The organism is Haloimpatiens myeolchijeotgali, assembly GCF_042688525.2.
Lineage (GTDB): Bacteria > Bacillota > Clostridia > Clostridiales > Clostridiaceae > Haloimpatiens.
The window spans coordinates 1,138,283-1,160,088 of sequence record NZ_JBHWAB010000001.1; the positions used below are offsets into that span (position 1 = coordinate 1,138,283).

Genomic DNA, 21,806 nt, shown 5'->3' on the forward strand with positions numbered 1-21,806 from the left:
GTTACGTAATGTATTATAATAATTTATATAGAGGTGATAAAAGTGAAGGAAAGTAAATCTCAGTTAATAGGTATAGGTGAATTTTCCTCAAAAGCAGGTGTTACATTGAGGACATTGAGATATTATGATAATATAGGATTATTAAAACCATGTTCTTATAATAAATCTGGTCATAGGTTATACAATAAGCAAGATTTTGCAAAGCTTCAAAAAATTTTAACTTTGAAATTTATAGGGCTTTCATTAGATGAAATAAAAAAAATAATTAAATATGATGTTAATGAACAAGATTTTAAAAAATCCTTAGAAATTCAAAAAAAGATAATGGAAGATAAAATATATCATACTTATATGGTTATGAAAGCAATAGATGAGGCTTTAGAAACTGCAAGTAATAATGATATTATTAACTGGGATAAGTTCACAAATATAATAAATGTAATACAATTGGATAAAAAATTGTTACAACAATATGAAAATGCCTCTAATTTAAGAGCTAGAATAAGAATTCATGAGGAATTTAGTGTTAACAAGAGTGGATGGATGGAATGGTTTTTCCATCAATTAAATATTCCTCAAAATGCAAAAATACTTGAATTAGGTTGTGGAGATGCTAGTTTATGGACGAAAAATTTGGATAGAATACCAAATGGATGGAATATTATTCTTACAGATTTTTCAAAGGGCATGCTAAATGATGCTAAAAGAAATTTAGGGAAAAGTGCAAAAAGGTTTAAATTTAAAATAGTAGATGCACAGAAAATTCCTTTTGAAGATTCTAGGTTTGATGTAGTTATAGCTAACCATATGTTATATCATGTTGATGATATAGAAAAAGCATTTTCAGAAATTACTAGGGTACTTAAAAAAAATGGTTATTTTTATGCTTCTACAGTAGGAAAAAATCATATGGCAGAGATGAGAGATATTATAGGTAAGTTTAAATCAGAAGCATTAACATCAAAAAGTTGGGAAAGTACTTCAGATTTTCAGCTTGAAAATGGATTTGAACAATTAGAAAAGTGGTTTAATAACATTAAACTAAAAAGATATGAAGATAGTTTAAATGTGACGAAACCAGAACCATTAGTAGATTATATTTTTTCTATGCCTGGCAATGTAAGAGAAAATTTTGATGAGGAAAGATTAAAGGAACTTATGATTTATTTAGAAAATAGAATTCACAAAGAGAGTGGTATTTATATAACTAAAGATACTGGTTTCTTTCAGGCTAGAAAATAAATTATTCAACTTTGGCAAGTGAAAATAGTCGCTGCGGGAAAAGATATATTGCTCTGAAACCTTTCACTTCACAAAGTAATTCTAAGGTTTAAAAATTTATTATTACTAAAAAACTCAAACTCGCTACACTCAAACAATGAGTTTTTCTTAACGTAATAATAAATTTTTAGACCAAGAATTACTAATTGTTTGCTCAAATGTTTCTTACGCAATATATCATTTCCCTTCGCTGGATGGTATTTTCTTGCTGTGAAAGTTGAGTAAGGGTTTTTTAAAATTACTTAAAAATTAAGAAGGGAAGATATGATATGAAAAAAATACCTTTTTCACCACCAGATATAACAGAAAATGAAATAAATGCAGTAGTTGAAGTTTTAAAATCAGGATGGATTACAACAGGTCCAAAAACAGCAGAATTTGAGGAAAAAATTGCACAGTATTGTGAATGTAATAAAGCAGTAACTGTTTCTAGTGCTACTGCAGGAATGGAGCTAGTTTTAAAAGCTTTTGATATAAAACCAGGAGATGAAGTAATAACTACTCCATATACATATACAGCTACAGCTAGTGTAATTGTTCATAGAGGGATTAAGCCTAAATTTGTAGATGTAAAAGAAGGAAGCTTTGTTATCGATATGGAAAAATTAGCAGATGCAATTACACCCAAAACAAAAGCAATTTTTACTGTTGACTTTGCAGGTGTTCCTGTAGATTATGATAAAATAAGAGAAATTCTTAAATCAAAAAATAGAGAAGACATTATTTATGTATCAGACTCAGCACATTCTTTTGGAGCTAAATATAAAGGAAAAAGAGTAGGAAGCCAAGCTGATTTTCATGTGTTTTCATTTCATGCAGTAAAGAATTTAACTACTGCTGAAGGTGGAGCAGTTACTTTTGATAAAGATTTTGGCAGAGAGGATTTGAAAAAAGAATTTAAAATTACATCACTTCATGGCCAATCAAAAGATGCATTATCAAAAATGAAAGCTGGAGCATGGAAATATGATGTAATAACTGATGGATGTAAATGTAATATGACAGACATAAATTCAGCTATAGGTGTTGAACAACTTAAACGTTATGATAAAATGTTAGAAAGACGAGAAGAGATATTTAACATATATAATGAAGCGCTTAAAGATAAAGAATGGTCAATTCTTCCATTTGAAAAAGATAGTGAAAAACAAACATCGTATCATTTGTATCCACTAAGAATTAAAGGATTTAATGAGGAACAAAGAAATAAAGTTATACAAGTGCTTGCAGAAAAAGATATAGCTACTAATGTTCACTTTATTCCATTACCACTTTTAACTGTATATAAGAATTTAGGATATCGCATGGAGGATTATCCAAATGCATATAAACAATATATAAATGAAATTTCACTACCTGTATATTCAAAACTTGAATTAGAAGATGCAAAGTACGTAGTTGAAGAATTTATTAAAGCAGTTGAAGAGATTATATAAGTAAGAAGGAGATGACAATATTATGAAAGTAAATTTTTATACTTCTCAAAGAGAATATAATGAAAAAAAAGCAGAGTTTGATAATGCCATAAAATCAGTTATAGAAAGAGGAATTTCAACTTTAGGTAAGGAAGTAAAAGATTTTGAAAAGGCCATACAAGAGTTTACAGGAGCTAAACATGCTATTGGAGTAGCATCTGGAACTGATGCTTTAGTGATAGCTTCAGATATACTTGGTTTTAAAGAGGGAAAGGAAGTAATTACTTCACCGTTTACATTTTTGGCATCAACTTCTTGTATAGCAAAACATAAAGCTAAACCTGTATTTGTAGATATAGATGAAGAAACTTTTAATATAGATGCAAATAAAATTGAAGAGAAAGTAACAGAAAATACAGCAGGTATTCTTCCTATACATTTATTTTCTCAGATTTCTGATATGGATAAGGTAATGGATATTGCAAATAGACATAATTTAAGAGTATTAGAAGATGCAGCAGAGGCATTTGGCATGAGATGGAAAGGAAATGGAGAAACTTATAAACATTCAGGTTCTATAGGTGACATGGGAGTATTTTCATTTTTCCCAACAAAAACGTTAGGAGCGTATGGTGATGGGGGAATGATTATAACTAATAATGATGAACTTGCAGAAAAAGCTAGAATGTTTAGAGTTCACGGTGCTTCAAAAAAATATCATTATGATTATATTGGATATAATTCAAGACTTGATACAATACAAGCGTCAATTTTACTTGTAAAATTGAAATATATCAATGAAGCTATTAAAAAGAGAGAAAAAATAGCTAAATTATATATGGAAAGATTAAGTGATTGCGAAGGACTAAAAATACCAAAAATAAAAGGTGATCAAAAGTCTGTTTATTATGTGTTTAATATATTATCAGAAAAAAGAGACGAACTTGCACAGTATTTAAAGGAAAATGAGATTGGACACAGTATATATTATCCAAGACCATTACATGTTCAAAAATGTTTTAGTTATTTAGGATATAAAAAAGGAGATTTTCCAGTAGCAGAAAAGGTATCACAAAAAATACTTGCATTACCTATATATCCTGAGATAAAAGAAGAAGAAGTTGAATTTGTTTGTGATACTATAAAGAAATTCTATAAGAAATAATATTTCTGGCAAAGGCCTAAAAAGGCTTTTGCCGGTTAATAAAAATTTATTTGTGATATTTTTGACAATGTAATCTGACTTTAAGTTTAAAATAGAAGGGGACGATTTTTATGAATCCATTAGCAAAACAGTTAATAGAAAAAATACAAAATAAAGAAGCTGTAATAGGAGTAGTAGGATTAGGCTATGTAGGACTTCCTTTAGCAGTAGAAAAAGCTAAGGCAGGATATAAAGTAATAGGATTTGATGTTCAAGAAAAAAAAGTTAATATGGTAAATGAAGGACATAATTATATTGGGGATGTAGTAGATGATGAATTAATCAAGCTTGTAGAGGGAGAAAGATTAAAAGCTACAACAGATTTTAGTTTTGTAAAAGATGTGGATGCAGTAGCAATAGCAGTTCCAACTCCATTAGATAAATTTAAACAACCAGATGTATCATATGTTGTAAGTTCAACAAAGGATATAGCAAAGTATTTACATAAAGGAATGCTTGTAGTATTAGAAAGCACAACATATCCAGGAACAACAGAAGAAATAGTAAAACCAATATTAGAAGAATCAGGATTAAAATGTGGAGAAGATTTCTTTTTAGCATTTTCACCAGAAAGAGTTGATCCAGGTAATAAATTATATAAGACTAAAAACACTCCAAAAGTAGTAGGAGGATGTGGAGAAGATTCTACAAAAGTGGCAGCAATGCTTTATAGAAATGTATTAGAAGGAGAAATATTTGAAGTATCATGTCCAGCAGTAGCAGAAATGGAAAAAATATTAGAAAATACATTTAGACATATAAATATAGGACTTGCAAATGAAATGGCAATACTATGCAAAAAAATGGGTATAGACATATGGGAAGTAATAGAAGCAGCAAAAACAAAACCATATGGATTTATGGCATTTTATCCAGGTCCAGGACTTGGGGGACATTGCATACCACTAGATCCATTCTACTTAACATATAAAGCAAGAGAGTATGATTATCATACAAGATTAATAGAGACAGCAGGAGAAATAAATGATTTCATGCCAGAATTTGTAGTAGATAATGCAATGAAATTATTAAATAAAGAAAAGAAAGCAATGAATGGAGCAAAAGTATTACTTTTAGGAGTAGCATATAAAAAAGATATAGATGACATGAGAGAGTCTCCAGCACTAAAGGTAATAGAACATTTAGAAAAAAATGGAGCAAATGTTATGTACAATGATCCATATGTACCAAGTTTCAAACATAAAGGAAAAGAGTATGCTTCTATAAATTGGGAACAAGGAATAAAGGAAGCAGATATAGTAATCATAACAACAGCTCACAGCTCTTATGATTATCAAAGAATAGTTAATGAATCAGCTGTGTTATATGATACAAGAAATGCTACTAAAGAAGTTGAGAATAATAGAGAAAAAATATATAAATTATAATAAAAAAATTAAAACTTCAGTAAATAACCAATTAGTATATCAAAATAAAAAGTTGTTGTACAGCAACTTTTTATTTTTTTAAGAAAAATTTAAGGTTTATATAAGTTTTTTTTAAGATATCATGGATATAATTATATATGAAAGAGAAAATATTATGTATTTATATATCTACTTATAATTGTGGTAAGTTATTATTTAATTGTAGGAGGAACATAATGAGACGATTAAAGAGAAATGTTATAGCACTGCTTATGATTTTATTAATTCCAATTGTAAATATAGTTTATCCTATATTAAATAATGCACAAAGAGGAGTAAGTTATATTGTTACTGATATAGATAGAGCTATTCCATTAGTTAAAATATTTGTAATACCATATTTAGCATGGTATCCTTTTATAGTAGGAACATTGATATATCTTTGTTTTAAAGATAAAAAAACTTATTATAATGTTTTGATTAGCTTGATTATGGGGTTGATAAGTTGTTATATTATATATTTCTTTTTTCAAACAGGAATTCCAAGGCCTAATGTTTCAGGTGATGATGTATTAACAAAAATTCTTAGGTTTGTATATAATACAGATAATCCTTATAATTGTTTTCCGAGTATTCATGTACTTACAAGCTATTTGATGATAAAAGGAATATTAGATTGTAAATGTAGGAATGCAAAGAATATGAGCATAGTAATTACATCAGCAATCCTTATTATTATATCAACAGAGTTAATAAAACAACATGTTATTTTAGATATAATTTCAGCAATTATATTAAGTGAAGTACTTTATAAAATTGCAATGCCTTATAAAGAAAAAGTGGTATTACTTGAGAGAAAGCTATATCTTTTAATAATTAAGAAATGTAGAAAACTTTAAAACACAAGTAAAATATGGTAAGATTATAATTACTGAAAGTGAACAACATAGTGGGATTACGAGGGGAGAATAGAAAAGTGAAACAAAGATTGAAAGATTTAGTACAGTTTATAATGATATTTGTTTTTGTGTTTACAATTCAAACATTTGTTGTAGGTATAACTAAAGTAGAAGGTGTGTCTATGGTACCTACTTTGAATAATGGAAAAAATAATGACAGAGTTGTTGTTGAACGAATAAGCAATTACATGCATAATTACAGAAGAGGAGAAGTAATTATTTTTAAACCTTATGATAACGAAGATGACCGTTATATTAAGAGAATTATTGGTTTGCCAGGTGATATAGTAAAAATTTTAAAAGGTAAAGTGTATGTTAATGATAAAGAATTAAACGAAGATTATTTAGATAAAAACACTGAAACTCAACCGGAAATGAAAATTAAGGTAGATAAAGATTGCGTGTTTGTATTAGGTGATAACAGGATGAATAGTATGGATAGTAGAGAAATAGGAACAATACCTATGAAAAAAATTAAAGGACATGCAATTTTTAGATTTAATATTTTAAAAATAGAAGGTAATAGATTAAATTAGGCAGAATATAAATATTGAAAAACAAGCATATCTCACTGAGAACATGCTTGTTTTTTCTTTATGTGTAACTCAATTTTAGCATATGAAAATAGTCGCTACGGGAAATGATATATTGCTCTGAAACTTCTCACTTCACAAAGTAATTCTTTGCCATAAGTGTATGCAGCCATTAAATAAAAAGTAGTATAAGAACAGGAATCCTTCACTTTCATAACGTACTCTAAGTTTTACTCATATTGAAAAAAGATTTTTAAATTAATATTCCAAAGGAATTAGTAGTTTAAAAATAACTTTTTTCAAATTCGTAAAACTAAGAGTATGTAGATGTCGTTCAAGGATTCCTTAATCTTATATACTTTTTATTTAATGGCACTATATACATCCTATGAAGTAAATATATCTATAGTGTTAGGAATTGTGTAACTTAAGTAACAAGTTCTAATCAGTTAACAGATTACAAGTTTATAGTTGATAGTTAAGGATGTTTTTTTACAGAAAAATTTTTGCTGAATTTGTGAAAGCTGAGTTATTAAAGATTTATTATGCCTCTGCAGAAGATTTTCGTATACCATCGACAATTACAGCGCAAGATGCGTCACCAGTAATATTAACTGCTGTTCTAAGCATATCAAACAATCTGTCTACTCCAAATAGTAAAGGAAGTCCTGTAACAGGAATATTTGCAGAAAGTAAAACTGCAACAACCAAAAGAGATGGTCCAGGTACTCCAGCTTGACCTATAGAACCAATTGTGGCTGTAAATATTATTGCTAAATATTGAGTCATTCCAAGTTCTATGCCAAATAATTGAGCAAAGAAACATGCAGCTAATGCATAATAAATACTATTACCATCCATATTTATTGTGGCGCCAAGTGGAAGAACAAAAGAAGTTGTTTCTTTAGACACTCCAAATTCTTTTTCACAAATTTCCATATTTATAGGTAATGTAGCCATAGATGAAGCTGTTGATAAAGCAACTAATTGAGCTTTATATATTTTGCTGAAGAATTTACCTATTGATATTTTAGAAAATAATTTAAGTGCTAAAGAATAAATTCCAAAAGCATGAATCAATAATGCTACTATATATACTACTAATAATTTTACAACTAGAAGTAATATTTTATATCCAAAAGTTCCAGTTGCATCAGCCATTAAAGCAAAAACACCTATTGGAGCTATATACATAATTTTTGTTATAACAAATACAAGTGCATCAGTAAGTCCATTAAAAACTTTTATTACATGTTCTTTTGTATCTTTTGAAAGTGATGATATTCCAAAACCTAAGAATAAACTAAAGAAAAGAATTTGCAGGATGTTTCCATCTACTAATGCTTTTATAGGGTTTTGTGGAATAATTCCTTTTATAGTTTCCCAAAAACCTGGAATAGTTCCTTTATCAGCATATTCATTTGAAAACATAGACTTTACAGCATCCATTGATATACCAATACCAGGTTTAGTAAGTTCTCCAAGAATTAAAGCTATAATTACAGCTACTGCAGTTGTACTTAGATAGTACACAAAAGTAGAAATACCAATTTTACCTGCAGATTTTGATTCACCAATAGATGCAGCTCCTGAAATAATAGAACAAGCAACTAAAGGGATTACAACCATTTTAATTAACTGCATAAAGATATCACCTAATGGTGAAAACATGGAAGCTTTTTTACCCATTATAAGACCAACTATGATTCCTAAAAACATTGCAAGAATAATTAAAAAACCTAGATTTTTGAAAAGATTTTTTTTGCCTTTTTTCATGATAAAATATACACCCTCCTTTTTAAATAATGAATTTTTAAGTTAATTATTTTTCACAATAATAAATAATTATATATGCAAAATGGAGAAAAATCAAATGAAATTTATAGAAAAATGAATTTTAAAAAATAAATACTTTCACGAAAATGTATAATTAATCAATTAATACTTATATATAATTATATTTTATGAACCATTGTAATATTACATAGTAATTTACAAAGTGTTAAAACTAAATATTATAATCTCAACTTTCTCAGTGGAAAACAATTGCTGCGGGAAATGATATCTTGCTTGTAAACTTTGTTCAAATGTTTCTTACGCAATATATCATTTTCCTTCGCTAGATAGTATTTTTGTACTGGGAAAGTTGAATTATAATAATATATCTTGAATAAAATATCATGAGTTGGAGGGTGTAATGAATAAGAGTGATACTGTATACATAATAGGTGCAGGATTTAATCAATGTATAAGAGATTGGGATGGTTTAAATCCACCTTTATCTAAAAACTTTTTTAAGACTATGCTTAAAAGTAAAAAATATAATGAGGATGAATATATGAATAAAATGTATCCTGTTTTTAAGTATATAAAAAAATATTGGAAACTAGATAAGAATAATCTGTTAAAATATGAGTTCGATTTGCAGGAGTGTTTTACTTTTTTGCAATTGCAAATTATGGATGCTGTAGGTGAAAGTAGAAAAAAAGATGCTATTGAGTTGTTAAAAATAAATTCAATGCTTAAAACAATGTTTGTGGAATTTTTATCTGATTTTGAAAAGTTTAGTGTTTTTTCACAACTAATGAGAGAATTTGGTTTACATATTTACAATGAAAAACCAACCATTCTTACTTTTAATTATGATTGTAATCTGGAAAAAATAATTGAATATGTATCAGGGACATGTAAGAACAAAGAAAAAATGTTATATAGTAATTTTAATTGGAATGCTGCATTGAGTTATGGTGTAAATTTCGATATTGTTTATCCTCAACATTCTAACATAGAAGGTCACATAGAAGGAGAAAAGTATTATGGTTTATCATGTAATAAATTATATGATTGGAAAATATTAAAATTGCATGGTTCATTAAATTGGTTTAAATATATTCCAGTAGAGAAGTATGATTTGAATAATATTATAAATAGTAAAAACTACAAACAGAATACCTATGAAAAAATAATTTTGGCAAATGAAAATTGGAAATTTAATGATGGATTTGATTTAAATAGGTATATAGTGGAACCATTAATAATTACACCAGTAATATATAAAAATTATAATCAAAGGATAATTAATAAACTTTGGAGTGAGGCAAAGAATAGTTTATTAAAATGTAAAAAATTAATAATTATAGGATACTCATTTCCAAGTACTGATTTTGCTATACGAAAACTACTTATTGAATCTTTTCAAGATAATACATTAGAAAATATGATAGTAGTAAATCCTGATATTTCTATAGTGGAAAAATTAAAGAGATTAACTCATTATGATAAACCTGTTTTAATATGTAGTAATCTGAATGAATTTTTAAAAAGAAAATAATAGCTTAATCAGAAAAAAATGAAAAAATGTTAAATACTTAGATATCATAAGAGAATTAAAGTAATATCAATATAATTGTACTTAACTAGTATTTTGTGTAAGCTAAAGTTATTAATGCTAATTGAGTTAATTAATACTATGTTATATAATTATTAATGTAATATTAATAAATAAAAATAACTATTTTAAAAAGAAAGTGAAAACACTTTAAAAGATAAGAAATATTTGAAAGGGGTGTGATATATATGTATTTAAATGAAACAAAAATAAAAGTAAGATATGTAGAGACAGATAAAATGGGAATAGTTCACCATTCAAATTATTATGCGTGGTTTGAAGTTGGTAGAGGAGAATTTATAGCTAGTATTGGAATGACTTATAGTGATATGGAAAAGGAGGGTATTATGCTTCCCTTGGTAGAGAGTTATTGCAAATACATAGAAGGTGCAAAGTATGAAGATGAATTAATCATACAAACTTGGGTAAAAGATATGAATGGAGCAAAGATAGTATTTAACTATAATGTAGTAAGAGAAAAAGATAAAAAAATTATAGCTAAAGGAAGTACAACCCATCCTTTTGTAAATAATGACTTTAAAATAATAAATATAAAAAAGAAAAAACCTGAAATGTGGCAAAAATTAAGAAATTGTGTACTGTAAATGAAATGCTATATATGTTATAATATTACTGTGCATGAATAATAAGGAGGAGTTTTAAATGAGTATTTTTTCTAGAATTAAGAATATGACAAAAGCAAAAATAAACGATAGATTAGATGAAATGGAGAATCCAATTGAATTATTAGATCAAAAAGTAAGAGATATGGAAAAAAGTTTAAATGAAGCTAAAATATCCTCTGCTCAAGTATTAGGAAATGTTCATGAAATCAAAAGTAAAATGGAGAAAGCAAAACAAGAATCAGAGGATTATGATAAAAAAGTTAAATTAGCAATGTCAAAGGAAAATGAAGAATTAGCTAAAAAAGCTTTAAAGAAGAAAATAGATGCTGACAAAAACTACAACTCTTTAAAGACAAGTTATGATCAAGCTAAAGTAAAAGCAGAAACATTAAAGAAAAGATTAAGAGAATTGCAAGAAGAAATAGAAAAGACTCGTTCTTATAGAGATGAAGCTGCTGCTAGATTTAACAATGCTGAGGCTAGTAAAAAAGTTAATGAAATAATATCTAATGTAAGTACTAAGAAAGATGACATTAGAATTGATGATATAGAAAGAAAAATTCAGAAAAAAGAAGCTTTAGCAGAAGGGCTAGGAGATTTAAAGGAAACATCTTTGGAAGATGAATTTGCAGAGTTGGAAGAAGTAGACTTAGAATCTGAATTAGAAAAGTATAGATAATAATTAAGTATGGTAGTGTAACATATTAACAAAATGCGGCTTTGCCGCTTTTGTTTTTAAGGAGGATGGGGTTAGTGAATAAAATTGCTGAGTATACAGAGAGAGAAAAAAAAGTATATGGAAAATTATATTCTGATATAGTATATGCTGTAGATAATATAAGTGATTTTGTTGAAAAAGATAAACTAAAAACAAGAAAATATGTATCAAAACTTCCTATAGTAAAGGAATATATTGAATTAATAGATACTGCCAATAGAGAGGCAGATAAAAAAGGAATATTAGATGTATTTAGAAGTGATGAGAAATACAAAAGATTGTTAGAAGATTATAAGAAGCGTAATAAAAATGACTTTAAACAGCTTATGGATTGTAGTAAATGTATGTGTTTAAATTGTAGTGCAGAATGTGGGTTTGATTCTTGTATAGGATGTGTACAGGATTCTAGAGTAAAATATTGTGACCATGAAAAAGTTAATTTTACGGTTTATGATAATTTTACTTTAAATTTGACTAATAATAATACTGGTGAAGATAGCACGTATAAGGTGTTAGGAATAGTTCATAATTTAGAATTAGACAAGAGATATATTATCATTGAAAATATAAATGATGAAGATGATAAGTATATTCTTTATTATTATCCAGGTATTTCTGAAGATCAATATGGAGAGATAGAGAATAAAGAAGAACTTGATTATGTTATATCTTTATATAATGCTTATGGGGATTAGAAATATTTAAAGGGGTTAATGTAAATGAAAAAGAATTTTAAGCTTTTTTTTATTTCTTTATTAGTTTTTATGTTTACTTTTTCAAATGTATTTGTAGGGACTTTTTCAATATTTGGTAGAGAAAGTACTACTTATGCTGCAGGGGTTAGTGACTATAACGTGTCATCGAACCAATTGGCTTTTAAATCTAAACATAAAAGTTCAAAGAAAAAAAGATCATTTAAAAGTTTATTTAAGTCATCACCTTTTTCTTCAAAGTCAAAGAAAAAAGGATTTAAATCTGGAGGATTTTCAAGTAGTACTAAGAAGAGTACAGCATCTAAACCAAAGAAGACGTCTAAGAAGACATTTAAATCATCACCTTTTTCTTCAAGTTCAAAGAAGAAGGGGTTTAAATCTGGAGGCTTTTCTAATAGTACAAAGAAAAATACATCAACTGAATCACAAAAATCATCTAAAAAAGGATTTAAATCATCATCTTTTTCTTCAAGTTCAGAGAAAAAAGGGGTTAAATCTGGAGGATTTTCAACTAGCACTAATAAAAATAAAGTAGATGAATCAAAAAATAAAAATTATAAACAAAGTACATCAAATACAAAACATATTGTAGCACCTGTTGTATCTAATAATAAGAATATGTATTCATCATCAGGTGAAGATATTAGTTTTATAGATGTAGTAGTCAGCATTATAGTTATAATTATGATAATATCTATAATAAGAATTATTATTAAAAAAATAAGAAAGAAATAATTTTAAATTATTAATAAAGGCGTATATTGCAGAAATCAGCAATATATGTCTTTATTTTTACACGAAATTTAAGAAAATTTTAGGTGAAAAATCACTTTATATGAAATTTATTTACTTAATGTAATATAAAGAAATAAAAAATATATACGAAAATAATTGTAGTATATGTAAAAAATAGAATACAATGAAAAATGATGTTGTGGAAGGGGGGAATTTTATGTTGAAATTTAATTCTCATGTATTAGCAACTAGTAATAAAGGGGAAGAAGTAAATGTTGCACCAGGAGGTTGCTGTTGCTGCTGCTGTTGTTGTTGTGTATCTGTTAATGTAGGAAGTGGATCATCTTCTTCAGGAGGAAATAGTTCAGCAGGATCAGGTGGAAATTAGAGTTAACAATTAATAGAAGAAGGGGGAGGATTTTATGTTGAAATTTAAATCTCATGTATTAGCAACTAGTAATAAAGGTGAAGAAGTAAATGTTGCACCAGGAGGCTGCTGTTGCTGCTGCTGTTGTTGTTGTGTATCTACTAATGTAGGAAGCGGTTCATCTTCTTCAAGTGGAAATGGTTCAACAGGATCTGGTGGAAATTAGTACGTAATTATTTAATGTATTAAAATTTTTATAAAATTTTGAGGTTGTATGAGTAAGACAAAAATAAATTTTTGACTCACACAGCCTCTTTTAGGTATTTAAATATGTATCAATAAGAGGAGCATAACTATGAGGATTGGTAATAAATATAATAAGAAGTCTAAACAAAATATAAATAATCCTGTAGAAAATATGAAAATAGTATCTTTTAATACTCAATATTATAGTATGGCACCATATGTAGATTCTACTGTAGTAAAAATATCTGACAATGTGATAAAAGGTAGTTTATTTTCAAAAGATAATAGATTTAGAAGTGAAGAGTATCTTTTAAATTATAAGGCAAATAACAATTATATAGGATATAGAATTGGAATATCAAATTTTTTCCAAGAAAGTGCAGTATTAACTTCTGTGAATTTAGATTTAGGAGAAGAGATTGACGATGTAATTGCTTTTCCAAAACCAAAAAAAATAAGGACAGGGTTATCTGTTGTTATTAAAAATAGAAGAAGTGTAAGAAAATATTCAAAATCAATTATGTCTATGCAAGATTTTTCAAATATTTTATATTATAGTCAAGGTATAGCGGATGAGGTTCCAGCCTATAATTTGTCACATAGTAATAAAAACATAAAACTTAGAAATACACCATCTGCAGGGGGATTATATCCCATAGAGTTATATGTTTTAGTTATAAATGTAAAAAACTTAAGTAATGGTATTTATAAATATTATCCATATTCACATTCAATAAAACCTATAAATACGAAAATTCATAGTAGTGATGTAAGAAAATTTGCAGAGTTTGGATATATAAATGTTGAAGATTCAAATTTACTTATAATGTATATTTATAATATGTTAGTTAACACAAGAAAATATGGAGATGCTGGTATGACATATGCTCTAATTGAAACAGGGGAGATTGCACAAAACCTTCAACTTGTATCAACAGCTTTGGGATATGGTGCATGTGATATAGGAGGATATGAAAAGCAATATGTAGAGGAAGTTATAAAAATAGATGGAATACAAAAGCATGTAGTTCACATGAATATAGTTGGTACAGAAAAGGAGGAGTAATGAGTCGTGGAAAAAGGAAAAGCTTATGTTTTAGATAGTAATTTAAGGATATTTGATAATAACTTAAATGAGATTAGATTAAGAATGGGACTTTGGAACTATAATGAAGCTGTTTTGCAATTAGATGATCAAACAGATGAATTTAAAAATGTTTTCAGAATAATATTAAATGACATGAAAAATGGAAGTGAATTCAAACTTGAAACATTAGAAAATTATGATATATCACAACAAGATAAAAATAATTTAATAAATACTTTTGAAGCATTGCATAATTCAGGCATGATTTGTAGTAAAGACGAAAATGACATTACCAACGAAATAAATAAAATATTGTTAGGTAATTTTAGATATATAGCACAAGATAATAAAAAAGAGGGTATATATGATAAAAAGGCATTATTTATATGTGATAGTAGTTATGAAGAAAGTACAGCAAAAGAAATTTCTAAATCTATAGGGTTAAAGCTAGATATATGTTCAAAGGAATTAAAAAGAGACATATTAAAAAGAGATTTGACATCAAACTTAGATGCACTCGAAACTAAGAAGAATATAGAAGAACTAACTGGAAAACTAAAAGAGTATTCATCTATATTGATTGGTATGCAGCATCCTAATATGAGTTTGCTTAGAAATTTAAATAGACTTTTATTACATATGAAAAAACCGGCAGTTACAGCATTTTTGGATGGCCCTTTTATTACTATATTTAGTATAAATCCTCCTAAAACAGGATGTTTAGAATGTTTTGAGCAAAGGATATTATCTAGAATGGAAGATCATGTATTATATCATGAGTTTGTAAAAAGTGATAATGGTTTTAATGAAAATACAAATAAAGGTATGATACCGCTTTTAAATATAATTACAAACTTAGTTGTATGTGAGGGATTTCTTATAAATAATGCTGGTGGATCTAAATTTGAAGGTAGGGTTTTAAGTATTTTTATACCTACATTAGAGATACAAGTTCAAGATTTATTAAGGGTTCCATTTTGTCCTGGTTGTGGTAATGTATCCAAAGCTAAATTGAAGGAGATTAATATTTCTTCTAGACGAATTGTAGATGGTATAATTAATGAATTGAATTTATAAAAAGGAGGTTAATATGATTAAATTCTATCCAAGTTTCAGTAATGTGATGAAAGATTTTACTACATTAGCAGGAAATCAAACGGGAATTCTCAAATCTACAGCAGTACCTTTAGTGAATCATGATAATGAAGCTTGTTTAAAAAGTATAACAGGAAATATGCCTAATTATCATAAACAGGTTTTAAATTCAAATACTAGTGTTCAATATCATATAATAGGATATGGTTCTCATTATGAAGAAGCATTGATAAAGTATACTGGTGAGAGTATAGAAAGATACGCTACTATGGTATGTTCTGAACTTTTGAAAGATAAGATAGTTTATGCAACTTATAAAGAAATTTTGAAAAAAGGTAAAGTTATGCCTTTGAAATATATGGATGTGTTTACGAAAGAGCAAATAAAAGAAAACAAAAAATTAAATATGACGATGTGTGATAAAAAAGTTACTGAAGAGGATATAATAGGATGGATAAAATGTCCATCATTATTAAATAGTAAAGAAGAAATATGGGTTCCGGCAAAAATGATGTTTGTAGGATATAATGTTTCACATGAAAAAAGAGAATTGAATTATATTCCATCTTTTAGTACAGGGACAGCAGCACATAAGAGTTTAAAAAAGGCATTATTAAATGCACTAATAGAATATATACAAATTGATGCTTTTATGATTAGTTGGTATACAAAAAGAAAATGCTCTTTAGTAAAAATTGATAATGAATATGTAAATAAGGTTTTAGAAGATGTAAATTTAGGAGAAAATTCACCCTATGAGATAATACCGTTATATATGACTTTAGAAGAAATACCAATACCAACTTTTGGTGTGTTTTTGAAAAGAAAAGATAAGAAAACTCCTTATATGTTGTTTGGAGTTCAAGGTGGATTGAATGCTGAGAATGCATTAACGAGGGGAATAATGGAAGCAGCAGCTATTTCATATAGTTCATATTTTAACACTATATATAACAAAGAATCATTAGAATATGTTATTGGAGAAAATCCTAAATTTTTAGATTTGGATACAAATGTATTATTTTATAGCATACCTACTAAAACAGAACAAAAGGATAAATTAATACAAGATTTTGTAGATGATGAGGTTAATCTGTCATCAATAGAGGATTTTAGGGGAGAAGGCATAGATAGTCAAATCAGATGTTTGATAAAATACATATCAAAAGTAAGTAAGTATGCAGTTTACATGGATATAACACCTCCAGAAGCTAGAGAAAAAGGATGGTATGTAATGAGAGTTTTAATACCTGAATTACTAGAAATGTGTATACCAGAGTTTCCCTTTGCAAATCATCCAAGGATGAAAAAATACGGGGGGATAAAAAATGAATATCCGCATCCAATGCCTTGATTTTATGATTTTATTTTTTACAATGAATCCTACAATAATAGCTCAAGTGATTATAAATGGAAAGAATGAAATAAACATGGACAAGATGTTAAAAGTACTTATATGTACATATGTATTTGTATTATGTGTAACTTTTTTAGTAGTTCCAAAGAGTTTTCATTTAAATATGCCAAAGTTATATTATTGGTATTTATTAGCTATAGTGGCAGTTCCAATAGTAATTTTTTTAGAGATATGTTTAGGATATTTGTTAGCTTTTTTACAAAGTAAATGTATAAAAAAAATAAAACTAATTTCATTATGGAGAAAGAATAATATAAAAATAATTATATTGACTGCTTTGATTGGTATACTTGAGGAAATTGTTTATAGACAGGTATGGTTTTATATATTATTAAAAGATTTTAAATTTAGTTTAATATCAGTATTGATTATTACATCAGTAGTATATGCTTTTAATCATGTACTTTTAGGAAAAGAAATATTATTTCAAAAAATATTGTCAGGTCTTATTTATGGATGTTTATTTTATTTTAGTGGATTAAGTGTAGTAGTACCTATAATTACTCATTCTGTACAAAATATAGTTATACTCTTGAAAGGTGGAGAATAATGCACCAAAGTTATAATAATTTCATAATAGTTTTAGGGTTATTTATTTATGTCTTTTTAATTTATATATTTAATTTAATAAATATAAAAGATATAAAATTTTTAAAGAAATTTTCGCTTTATCTTTGTGGAATCATTAATATAAGAAAGCAAATATTTTGGGAAGTGTTTAAATTTATATATTTTTTTATAATAGGTATATTACCATCAATTTATTTTTGTATTAGAAGTAGAATGCAAATAAAATATATTAGTTCAAATATTAATGTACTTACCTCAATAGCAGTATTTATTATAGCTTTTGTAGCAATATTAGAGATAACGTTTTTTGTTGTAATAGTAGTTGTTGAAGTATTAATGGGTAAGAATAGCAGAAATGAATTAAGTAAAGTTTCATGGATAAAATTTAATAATAAGTATCCTATATATACAGGAATAATAAGACCTATTATAACTGCATTATTAGAAACTATATTGTTTTATGGTATATTTTTTTATATATTAAATAATATATGTAATTTTTCTATTGCGATATGTTTAATTCTTTTAGCTGTATTATATACTTTTAGTAAAATTTTATTAGTTAGAAATAAGGAACAAGCTCTAATGTATGGAACATGGGCATTTATGCTAAATATAGTTGGAGGAATGTTGTATATATATAGTACAAGTATTCTTTTAACTTTAATGTTATATATGTTATATATGTTCATAATTGCATTTAAGGAGTAATAGAAAATTTAAATTTAATTAATTATTAAAAATAGGGAGGAAGATGGTGCTGTGAAATTAGTAGAGATTAAAAACTTAGAAAAAAGCTTTGATAGTAATAGGGCTGTAGACAATGTCAATTTGGTTATACAAGAAGGACAAGTATATGGACTATTAGGTCCTAATGGAGCAGGAAAAAGTACAACTATAAATATGATTTGTGGTTTGTTATCAGCAGATAAAGGTGACATATATATATTAGGTAAAAAAATTAGTAAAAAAGTAAAAGATGTAAAAGAAAATATAGGAGTTGTGCCTCAGGATATAGCTATATATGAGGATTTAACAGCATATGAAAATGTAGCGTTTTTTGCAGGGTTATACGGTCTTAGAGGGAAAAAATTAAAACAGAAAGTAAATGAAACATTAGAATTTGTTGGACTCAAGGACAAGGCAAAAGAATATCCCTCTAAATTTTCTGGTGGAATGAAAAGAAGATTAAACATAGCTTGTGCTATAGTTCATGAACCTAAGCTTATTATAATGGATGAACCTACTGTAGGGATTGATCCTCAATCTAGAAATCATATTTTAGAATCTATTAAGAAACTAAATGAAAGAGGATGTACAATTATATATACAAGTCATTATATGGAGGAAGTTGAACATATATGTACTAATATAGCTATAATTGATCAAGGTAAGATAATTGCTGAAGGAGAAAAAAAGAAATTAATAGAAGAGAATACAGACAAGAATATTATTATAATTACTATAGAAGAGGGACAAACTGTAGATGAAAATGAATTAAAATCTATAGAAGGTGTAGAAGAGGTAGAGATACAACAAAATATCATAAAGATAACTAATTCTGTTTTAAATAATAATTTAGATAAAATAATAACTCTTTTTGTAGAACGAAATATAAAAATTAAGAATATAGAAAATAGGCATAGTGATTTAGAAACTATATTCCTAAATCTTACAGGAAAAAAATTGAGAGATTAGGAGTGTGGATTATGAGTATATTCAATATATTTAAAAAAGAAATTATTCAAAACTTAAGAGATAAAAAAAGTATGTTTATGATGACTATATTTCCTATTCTTATGATAATTATATTAGGAACCGCTTTTTCAGGAAGTTTTGCTTCTTCTAACAATATACCAAAAGTAGAAGTTATATATTCCATAAATAAAAAAGCAAAGGTATCAAAGGAGTTTCAGAGTTTTATTGATGAAATACAGAAAACAATGAATATTAGATTTCAAAAAATTAATAACAAGAATGAAGCACTAAATTATATAAGCAATGGTAAGTATGATACATATATAAATGTAAGTAGTGATACTAAAATAAAAATATATTCAAATAACTTAAGAGTATTTAATGGAAGTTTAGTAAAAACATTGATGGATACTTTTGTGGAAAAAGTAAATATGATGGAACAGATAGCCGAGGTTAATCCTCAAATGATATCTAAAATAAATAACAATTCAAGTCCTAAATTTATAAAATCTAAATCTATATTAGGAAAATTAGAACCTAGGTCTATAGATTTCTACTCTGTTACTATGTTTACTATGATAATTTTATATAGTACAGCTACAGGTTCTATGTCTATTCTTTCTGAATTGAGAAGAAAGACGTTATCTAGGATGTTGTGCAGCAGTACATCAAAATTTAAAATTTTAATTGGTAAGCTATTAGGGTGTTTTTGTATAACAGGGTTTCAATGTTCATTAGTATTTCTATTTAGTAAATACATATTAAAAGCTAGATGGGGAACTAACAATTTAATGATATTAGCAATTTCAGCTTCGTTAATATTTATGGCAGTTTCTGTAGGAATTGGACTATCTAGTTTAATAAAAAATGCAAATATTTTATCAGTAGCAATAAATACTGTTATTCCTATATTTGTATTTCTTGGAGGGGGATATATATCTTTAGAAGTGTTTAATAGTAATGTATTAAATACTATATCAAACATATCACCTATAAAATGGACAAATGAAGCTATATTTAAAATGATTTATGGAAATGATTTTTCTTTTGTATCTACAGCAATAATTATAAATTTAGTGGTAGCATTTATATTTTTATTAGCACCAATAGTGACTTTAAGAAAGGATGTGGCATAGATGAAAAATATATTTCTAATAATGAAAAATATACTTAAACAGGCTTTTAGAAAAAAGTCAAATATAATTACTTTTATGTTTCTTCCTATTCTTGGAGTTTTTATATCTTTAGGATTAAATAATACAGGTGCGTCTTATACTAAAGTAGGGATTGTTAATTTAAATAATACTTATTTGTCAAAAGATATGATTAAATCTATAGATGAAAATAAAAATTTTATAATTAGAGAAGTAGAAGAAGAAAAAATAGAAAATAATCTTTTAAATAAAAGAGTTGATTGTGTTCTTGTAATTCCTAAAAATTTTGATAAAAGCATATATGAAGGGAATTTAAAACAGTTAGAAGTAGTGTCTATTAGAGGAAAAGATGTGACAGCATGGATAGAAAATTATGCAAATTACTATTTAGATACTCTTGTAAAGATAGGTAAAGCATCTAATAATAATAAACAAATCTTTAAAAAAATATATGATGGATATAACCAAAAAAAATTAAAATTGCAAGATGTAAAAATTAAGGATAAGAGTCAAAGTAAGAGTGTAACTAAGCAAAGTATAGGACTTCTACTAGTATTTATGCTCATGGCATCTAGTGTTACATCTAATTTTATAATGAAGGATAAATTTAATAGAACCTATTTTAGAATATTTTGTGCACCCGTTACTAAAGTTCAATATATAATAGCCAATGTAATAGCGAATTTTATAATATTTTTAATGCAGATATCTTTAATTTTACTTATATCTATAAAAGTTTTTAAATTAGATTTTTATATAAATGTTGGTACTATGTTTTTCATATTATCTTGTTTTGGATTAGTATCTATTGGATTTGGAATAATTATAGCTGCATTTTCAAAAAGTATGGCTCAATCTGCACAAATGTCCAATGTTCTAATAACACCAACATGTATGCTTTCAGGATGTTTTTGGCCTTTAGAAATGATGCCTAATTTTTTACAAAAATTAGCTAATATTTTTCCTCAAACTTGGATACTCAAGACTATAAATAGTTTGCAGTATGGTAAAACATTAAATGAAGTAGTAATATATTTAGTTTTAGTAGTGATATTTGCTATAATATTATTTCAAGTAGGCATAATAAAAATGATAAGAGATGAAAATTTAAAAAATGTAATATAGATGTATACTAGAAACTCTTTATATATCATTTTCCTTCGCTAGACAGTATTTTTTTACTGAAAAAGTTGAATTTATAATTTATAGATTATATAAAGTAAAACTGTAAAT

22 protein-coding genes are annotated in these 21,806 nt (G+C 26.7%); 21 read left to right on the forward strand and 1 reads right to left on the reverse strand.

Features of this window, described 5'->3' with window-relative positions:
• The first annotated feature begins 42 nt into the window (after positions 1 to 42).
• The 6 genes from ACFIJ5_RS05055 (at position 43) to lepB (ending at position 6,762) form a co-directional block, all read left to right on the forward strand.
• Positions 43 to 1,242, forward strand: coding sequence for a MerR family transcriptional regulator (locus ACFIJ5_RS05055; protein ID WP_379804562.1), 1,200 nt, complete (start codon positions 43 to 45; stop codon positions 1,240 to 1,242).
• Between the two features lie 308 nt (positions 1,243 to 1,550).
• Positions 1,551 to 2,717 (forward strand): DegT/DnrJ/EryC1/StrS family aminotransferase, encoded by a 1,167-nt coding sequence (locus ACFIJ5_RS05060; RefSeq protein WP_379804564.1) that lies wholly within the window; start codon positions 1,551 to 1,553, stop codon positions 2,715 to 2,717.
• 22 nt (positions 2,718 to 2,739) lie between these two features.
• Positions 2,740 to 3,861, forward strand: coding sequence for a DegT/DnrJ/EryC1/StrS family aminotransferase (locus ACFIJ5_RS05065; protein ID WP_379804566.1), 1,122 nt, complete (start codon positions 2,740 to 2,742; stop codon positions 3,859 to 3,861).
• 110 nt (positions 3,862 to 3,971) lie between these two features.
• On the forward strand, positions 3,972 to 5,288 hold the full coding sequence (locus ACFIJ5_RS05070) for a nucleotide sugar dehydrogenase (protein WP_379804568.1): 1,317 nt from the start codon (positions 3,972 to 3,974) through the stop codon (positions 5,286 to 5,288).
• Between the two features lie 215 nt (positions 5,289 to 5,503).
• Positions 5,504 to 6,166 (forward strand): phosphatase PAP2 family protein, encoded by a 663-nt coding sequence (locus ACFIJ5_RS05075; protein ID WP_379804570.1) that lies wholly within the window; start codon positions 5,504 to 5,506, stop codon positions 6,164 to 6,166.
• Positions 6,167 to 6,243: 77 nt separating this feature from the next.
• Positions 6,244 to 6,762 (forward strand): signal peptidase I, encoded by a 519-nt coding sequence (lepB, locus tag ACFIJ5_RS05080; RefSeq protein ID WP_379804572.1) that lies wholly within the window; start codon positions 6,244 to 6,246, stop codon positions 6,760 to 6,762.
• Positions 6,763 to 7,302: 540 nt separating this feature from the next.
• Here lepB and ACFIJ5_RS05085 read toward each other — a convergent pair.
• Entirely contained in the window at positions 7,303 to 8,535 is a 1,233-nt protein-coding gene (locus tag ACFIJ5_RS05085; protein WP_379804574.1) for a dicarboxylate/amino acid:cation symporter, read from the reverse strand.
• A gap of 421 nt (positions 8,536 to 8,956) precedes the next feature.
• Here ACFIJ5_RS05085 and ACFIJ5_RS05090 point away from each other — a divergent pair, with 421 nt between their 5' ends.
• From ACFIJ5_RS05090 to ACFIJ5_RS05160, 15 genes are all read left to right on the forward strand, one after another.
• Positions 8,957 to 10,090 carry a hypothetical protein gene (locus tag ACFIJ5_RS05090; protein WP_379804576.1) on the forward strand — a complete coding sequence of 378 codons (1,134 nt, stop codon included), beginning with the start codon at positions 8,957 to 8,959 and terminating at the stop codon, positions 10,088 to 10,090.
• A gap of 245 nt (positions 10,091 to 10,335) precedes the next feature.
• Complete coding sequence (locus tag ACFIJ5_RS05095) at positions 10,336 to 10,752, forward strand: acyl-CoA thioesterase (RefSeq protein ID WP_379804578.1); 417 nt, start codon at positions 10,336 to 10,338, stop codon at positions 10,750 to 10,752.
• A gap of 58 nt (positions 10,753 to 10,810) precedes the next feature.
• The gene (locus ACFIJ5_RS05100; RefSeq protein ID WP_379804580.1) at positions 10,811 to 11,452 is read left to right on the forward strand and encodes a PspA/IM30 family protein; all 642 of its coding nucleotides are present in this window, start codon (positions 10,811 to 10,813) and stop codon (positions 11,450 to 11,452) included.
• Between the two features lie 74 nt (positions 11,453 to 11,526).
• The gene (locus ACFIJ5_RS05105) at positions 11,527 to 12,186 is read left to right on the forward strand and encodes a DUF1292 domain-containing protein (protein ID WP_379804582.1); all 660 of its coding nucleotides are present in this window, start codon (positions 11,527 to 11,529) and stop codon (positions 12,184 to 12,186) included.
• 24 nt (positions 12,187 to 12,210) lie between these two features.
• The gene (locus ACFIJ5_RS05110) at positions 12,211 to 12,939 is read left to right on the forward strand and encodes a hypothetical protein (protein ID WP_379804584.1); all 729 of its coding nucleotides are present in this window, start codon (positions 12,211 to 12,213) and stop codon (positions 12,937 to 12,939) included.
• Positions 12,940 to 13,156: 217 nt separating this feature from the next.
• Positions 13,157 to 13,327, forward strand: a complete 171-nt coding sequence (locus tag ACFIJ5_RS05115; protein ID WP_379804587.1) for a streptolysin S family TOMM toxin — start codon at positions 13,157 to 13,159, stop codon at positions 13,325 to 13,327.
• A 34-nt stretch (positions 13,328 to 13,361) separates the two neighbouring features.
• Positions 13,362 to 13,532 carry a streptolysin S family TOMM toxin gene (locus ACFIJ5_RS05120; RefSeq protein WP_379804590.1) on the forward strand — a complete coding sequence of 57 codons (171 nt, stop codon included), beginning with the start codon at positions 13,362 to 13,364 and terminating at the stop codon, positions 13,530 to 13,532.
• A 129-nt stretch (positions 13,533 to 13,661) separates the two neighbouring features.
• A complete protein-coding gene (locus ACFIJ5_RS05125) occupies positions 13,662 to 14,618 on the forward strand; it encodes a SagB family peptide dehydrogenase (RefSeq protein WP_379804593.1) in 957 nt (318 codons plus the stop codon).
• A gap of 6 nt (positions 14,619 to 14,624) precedes the next feature.
• Positions 14,625 to 15,716 carry a streptolysin associated protein SagC gene (locus ACFIJ5_RS05130; protein ID WP_379804596.1) on the forward strand — a complete coding sequence of 364 codons (1,092 nt, stop codon included), beginning with the start codon at positions 14,625 to 14,627 and terminating at the stop codon, positions 15,714 to 15,716.
• Positions 15,717 to 15,729: 13 nt separating this feature from the next.
• Positions 15,730 to 17,088 (forward strand): YcaO-like family protein, encoded by a 1,359-nt coding sequence (locus ACFIJ5_RS05135; protein ID WP_379804598.1) that lies wholly within the window; start codon positions 15,730 to 15,732, stop codon positions 17,086 to 17,088.
• A complete protein-coding gene (locus ACFIJ5_RS05140; RefSeq protein ID WP_379804601.1) occupies positions 17,063 to 17,701 on the forward strand; it encodes a CPBP family intramembrane glutamic endopeptidase in 639 nt (212 codons plus the stop codon). Before ACFIJ5_RS05135 ends, ACFIJ5_RS05140 begins: the two co-directional genes overlap by 26 nt.
• Positions 17,701 to 18,432 (forward strand): SagF family protein, encoded by a 732-nt coding sequence (locus ACFIJ5_RS05145; RefSeq protein ID WP_379804603.1) that lies wholly within the window; start codon positions 17,701 to 17,703, stop codon positions 18,430 to 18,432. Before ACFIJ5_RS05140 ends, ACFIJ5_RS05145 begins: the two co-directional genes overlap by 1 nt.
• A 51-nt stretch (positions 18,433 to 18,483) precedes the next feature.
• Positions 18,484 to 19,419, forward strand: a complete 936-nt coding sequence (locus tag ACFIJ5_RS05150; RefSeq protein ID WP_379804605.1) for an ATP-binding cassette domain-containing protein — start codon at positions 18,484 to 18,486, stop codon at positions 19,417 to 19,419.
• Positions 19,420 to 19,430: 11 nt separating this feature from the next.
• Complete coding sequence (locus ACFIJ5_RS05155; RefSeq protein WP_379804606.1) at positions 19,431 to 20,555, forward strand: SagG family ABC transporter permease subunit; 1,125 nt, start codon at positions 19,431 to 19,433, stop codon at positions 20,553 to 20,555.
• The gene (locus ACFIJ5_RS05160; RefSeq protein ID WP_379804608.1) at positions 20,556 to 21,698 is read left to right on the forward strand and encodes an ABC transporter permease; all 1,143 of its coding nucleotides are present in this window, start codon (positions 20,556 to 20,558) and stop codon (positions 21,696 to 21,698) included.
• The last annotated feature ends 108 nt before the right edge of the window (positions 21,699 to 21,806 follow it).